The following is a 4,852-nucleotide window of genomic DNA, read 5'->3' on the forward strand; positions in this document are numbered from 1 at the left end:
CGCCAGGGACAGCCCACCCCCCACCGGCACCATCGACAGCGCACATCCGGCCAGCTCCCGCTGCCGGTGCAACAGGGACACGGCCCGCATCAGGGCCCGGTCGTCGCCCACCAGCACCGGCCGGCGCGAACCCCGCCGCGCCAGGACCCGGGCGAATTCCTCGGGCCCCTCCGGCAGGCACACCTTCGTCGCCGCACCCGCGCTGAGCACGTCTTTCGCGATGCGGACGGACTCCGCGTCGGTGCGCCGGGCGGCCGGATCGATGACGATCAGCAGCTGATCGGAAGTCGCGAAAGTCGCCACCTCGGCCATGCCTCGCTTCCTCGGGTAGCATCTTTGTGCAAGAGCCCCTTGCGCTATTGCGCCAGGGGCTTCGTCTATTCCGGGGCATCCGGTCCGACGGGTCGCGGCCGACGAGGGCCGCCGGCGTACGAGGCACACACGTGCCGCGTACGCCTCTGACCTTGGACATGCCCCGCCCGGAAGGGGTGTACGCGCGTGCCCGCACTTGTGCTGCTCGGTGCTCAGTGGGGTGACGAAGGCAAGGGAAAGGCGACGGACCTGCTAGGTGGGTCCGTCGACTATGTGGTGCGCTACCAGGGCGGCAACAACGCCGGCCACACGGTAGTCGTGGGCGATCAGAAGTACGCCCTTCACCTGCTCCCTTCCGGGATCCTCACACCGGAGTGCACTCCGGTCATCGGAAACGGTGTCGTCGTCGACCCGTCGGTCCTGTTCTCCGAGCTGAACGGGCTGAACGAGCGCGGCGTCGACACGTCCAAGCTCCTGATCAGCGGCAACGCTCACATCATCACGCCCTACAACGTGACGGTGGACAAGGTGACCGAGCGCTTCCTCGGGAAGCGGAAGATCGGCACCACCGGCCGCGGCATCGGCCCGACCTACGCGGACAAGATCAACCGCGTCGGCATCCGGGTCCAGGACCTCTACGACGAGTCGATCCTGACCCAGAAGGTCGAGGCGTCCCTCGACATCAAGAACCAGATGCTCACCAAGCTCTACAACCGGCGCGCGATCGCCGTCGAGCAGGTCGTCGAGGAACTGCTGTCCTACGCGGACCGCCTCAAGCCGTACGTCGCCGACACGGTGCTGATCCTCAACAAGGCGCTGGAGGACGACAAGGTGGTCCTCTTCGAGGGCGGCCAGGGCACCCTCCTGGACATCGACCACGGTACGTATCCCTTCGTGACGTCCTCGAACCCGACCGCAGGCGGCGCCTGCACGGGTGCCGGTGTCGGCCCGACGAAGATCAGCCGGGTCATCGGCATCCTGAAGGCGTACACGACCCGGGTCGGCTCCGGCCCGTTCCCGACGGAACTCTTCGACGAGGACGGCGACGCGCTGCGCCGCATCGGCGGCGAGCGGGGCGTCACCACCGGCCGCGACCGGCGCTGCGGCTGGTTCGACGCGGTCATCGCCCGCTACGCGACCCGCGTGAACGGCCTGACCGACTTCTTCCTCACCAAGCTCGACGTCCTCACCGGCTGGGAGGAGATCCCGGTCTGCGTGGCGTACGAGATCGACGGCAAGCGCGTCGAGGAACTCCCGTACTCGCAGAGCGACTTCCACCACGCGAAGCCGATCTACGAGACCCTGCCCGGCTGGAGCGAGGACATCACGAAGGCCAAGACCTTCGCGGACCTCCCGAAGAACGCCCAGGCGTACGTGAAGGCGCTGGAGGAGATGTCGGGCGCCCCGATCTCCGCGATCGGCGTCGGCCCCGGCCGCACGGAGACGATCGAGATCAACTCGTTCATCTAGAGCGGCGGTTGGAGCTGAGGTCGGGCGGCTGTCGTAGCCGAGGTTGACGGCTGTACTTGGGCCGGTCTTGGGAAACCTTGACCGGCCCTTGGGCTGTCCGTGGTTACGCCGGTAACAGGTGGAGGCCAGCATCTACGCGGGTAGCCCGCCGCTCCCCGCATGCAACACCCGCCTTCCGCGCCCTCCCAGGAGTCCCGAATGCCCGTCAATCCCATGAATCGCCGTGAGTTCGTGCAGAAGTCCGCCGTCACCGGCGCTGCCGTGGCCGTAGCGGGAACCGTTGGCGCCGGGAGTGCGCAAGCCGCCGAGTACACCCCCGCCAGGCCGCCGAAGGCGCCCAAGACCTGGTCGTTCTCCATCCTGGGTACGACCGACCTGCACAGCCACGTCTTCAACTGGGACTACTACTCCAACGCGGTCCCGGTGGACTCCAAGGGGAACACGTACGGCATCGCCCGTATCGCCACCCTCGTCAAGAACCTGCGCGTGCAGAAGGGCGAGGGCCGGGTGCTCCTCGTCGACGCGGGCGACATCATCCAGGGCACGTCCCTCGCGTCGTACTACGCGAGCGTCGACCCGATCACCGGCAAGGACGGCAAGCGCGGCCCCAAGCACCCCATGGCGATCGCCATGAACGAGATGCGCTACGACGCCGCCGCCCTCGGCAACCACGAGTTCAACTACGGCATCGAGGTCGTCCGCACCTTCGAGAAGCAGTGCCACTTCCCGCTGCTCGGTGCCAACGCGCTGGACGCGAAGTCGCTGAAGCCGGCCTTCCAGCCCTACACGGTCAAGCGCATCAAGGTCCCCGGGGCGCCCGACATCAAGGTCGGCATCCTCGGCCTCACCAACCCGGGCATCGCCCTGTGGGACAAGGACAACGTCTCCGGGAAGATGACCTTCACCGGCCTGGTCGAACAGGCGAAGAAGTACGTGCCCCGGCTGCGCGCGCTGGGCTGTGACGTCGTCTTCCTCACCGACCACTCGGGCCTGGACGGCTCGACATCGTGGGGCGACGAACTCCCGTACGTGGAGAACGCCTCGAACCTGGTGGCCGCGCAGGTCCCCGGCATCGACGCCATCCTCGTCGGCCACACGCACGTCGACGTCCCGTCGTACACGGTGAAGAACGAGGAGAGCGGCAAGGACGTCGTCCTCTCCGAGCCGTACTGCTACGGCTACCGCCTCTCCGTCTTCGACTTCGAGCTGGAACTGGAGCGCGGCTGCTGGAAGATCACCAGCACCACCGCGACCACGCTGAACAGCAACACAGTCGCGGAGGACAAGAGGATCACCGAACTCCTCACCGCCGACCACGAGTTGGTCGTCAAGTACGTCAACACGGCGATCGGCACCTGTACGGCGGCCATGTCGACGGCGGACGCCTGCTGGAAGGACGTCCCCGCCATCGACTTCATCCACCAGGTCCAGATGGACGCCGTGAAGTCGGGCCTGTCCACGGCGGACGCCGCGCTCCCGCTGATCTCGGTGGCCGCGTGCTTCAGCCGTACGGCCGTCATCCCGGCCGGCGACGTGACGATCCGCGACGTCGCGGGCCTCTACATCTACGAGAACACCCTGTACGGCAAGAAGCTCACCGGCGCCCAGCTCAAGGACTACCTGGAGTACGCGGCGAAGTACTACCACCAGGTGCCGGCCGGCACGAAGGTGGACACCGCGACGCTGACGAACGCCAACAGCTTCTGGGACTACATGTACGACACGGCGGCCGGCGTCGACTACGAGATCGACATCGCGGCGGCCGAGGGCTCCCGCATCAAGAACCTGACCTACAACGGCACGGCGGTCGCCGACGACCAGGTCTTCGTCGTCGCGGTCAACAACTACCGCGCCAACGGCGGCAGCGGCTACCCGCACATTGCCGCCGCGGAGACGGCCTACAGCTCCACCAACCAGGTCCGCGACCTGATGATCGCCTACGCCACGGCCAAGGGCACGATCGACCCGACGGCGTTCGCGGCGACCAACTGGAAGCTGACGCAGGCCGGGACGGCGGTCTTCTAGACCCCGGACACCTTTCGACCGCTGCCCGGGAGCACCCCGGGCAGCGGTGTCTCAAGCAGGGATGAGGAGCCGGATGATCGAATCCCGTGAGGCACGTACCGCCCTGGTGGTGGAGTCCGTGGTGAGTACGGCGGCCGTGGTGTGGTGGACGTATCTGCTGTGGCCCTGGTGGAACGTCCCCTACGCGCGGCCGGACTTCGCGGTGGTCCTCGCGGTGGCGGTGTCCCTGGCCGTGACATGGGCGCTGTGGGTACGGGGACGGCGCCTGAACACCGCGAACCTGGCGTTGACCACCGTGCGCGGGGTCGCGGTGCTGACGGTTTGCCTGTGGATCCTGCAAGACCTCTAGCGCGTCCTCTCAGCCGCAGTCGGTACAGGCCGGGGCGCTGGTCAGACAGAGGTGCAGAGCTGAGCGCAACTGTCCGTCGAGGCGGTCCCGTTCGGCGGGTTCCGGGGACGCGGGCGGGACGAGTGCGAAGGGCGCCGCGACGGTGAACAGGGCGTCGGCGCGGGCCTCCAGTTCGCTGCCCGAGTACAGCGGGTAGAGGCAGAACCGGACCCACTGCAGTGCGCTCGTGTGGAACGGTGTGACCGGCCCGGCGAGCGCGGTGAGGCAGAGGTCGGGGCTGGTGCGGGCGGTGGCGAGGGTCACGGGGTGCTCGCGGAGCATCCTGGCGGCGCGCACGATCTGCGCGATCACGAGACAGGTCGGCGGCAGCGGGTCGTCCCACGTGCCCGGCACCTCGGCCGCCCGATGCAGGACGCGATCCAGTTCCGCCGCGCAGGCGTCCCGGAACAGAACCTTGAGGTCGGGCCAGTTCCGGTAGATGAACTGGCGGTTGGTGAGGGCCAGCCGCGCGATCTGCGCGATGGGAGGCTGACGCGGACCGTGCTCGGCCATCGTGTCCAGCACGGCTCGGTACATGGCGCCCATGCCGGGCGGGGCGTGCGTGCTCACAAGGACAGCCTCTCGACGGCTAGCCGGGGGCGTAGTGGGTTTTGGAAATGTGACAGATGGGGGTGGGAGTGTCACATTTCTTGGGGG

4 protein-coding genes and 1 pseudogene are annotated in these 4,852 nt (G+C 67.8%); 3 read left to right on the forward strand and 2 right to left on the reverse strand.

Annotated features, from left to right (window positions below; all coding sequences use genetic code 11):
• Positions 1-312: pseudogene (locus AC31A1_RS46875) on the reverse strand (diacylglycerol kinase); the annotation flags it as partial.
• Between the two features lie 186 nt (positions 313-498).
• Here AC31A1_RS46875 and AC31A1_RS46880 point away from each other — a divergent pair.
• The 3 genes from AC31A1_RS46880 to AC31A1_RS46890 all read left to right on the forward strand — a co-directional run bounded on the left by AC31A1_RS46880 (position 499) and on the right by AC31A1_RS46890 (position 4,156).
• Positions 499-1,782: an adenylosuccinate synthase gene (locus AC31A1_RS46880; RefSeq protein ID WP_489659172.1), complete on the forward strand. Its 1,284-nt coding sequence runs from the start codon at positions 499-501 to the stop codon at positions 1,780-1,782.
• A gap of 198 nt (positions 1,783-1,980) precedes the next feature.
• Entirely contained in the window at positions 1,981-3,807 is a 1,827-nt protein-coding gene (locus tag AC31A1_RS46885; RefSeq protein WP_489659173.1) for a bifunctional metallophosphatase/5'-nucleotidase, read from the forward strand.
• Between the two features lie 73 nt (positions 3,808-3,880).
• Positions 3,881-4,156, forward strand: coding sequence for a hypothetical protein (locus tag AC31A1_RS46890; protein WP_489659174.1), 276 nt, complete (start codon positions 3,881-3,883; stop codon positions 4,154-4,156).
• Between the two features lie 9 nt (positions 4,157-4,165).
• Here the strand turns inward: AC31A1_RS46890 and AC31A1_RS46895 are convergent, their stop codons facing one another.
• Entirely contained in the window at positions 4,166-4,765 is a 600-nt protein-coding gene (locus tag AC31A1_RS46895) for a hypothetical protein (RefSeq protein ID WP_489659175.1), read from the reverse strand.
• Between the last annotated feature and the right edge of the window lie 87 nt (positions 4,766-4,852).

This window comes from Streptomyces sp. P5F9 (assembly GCF_057961495.1).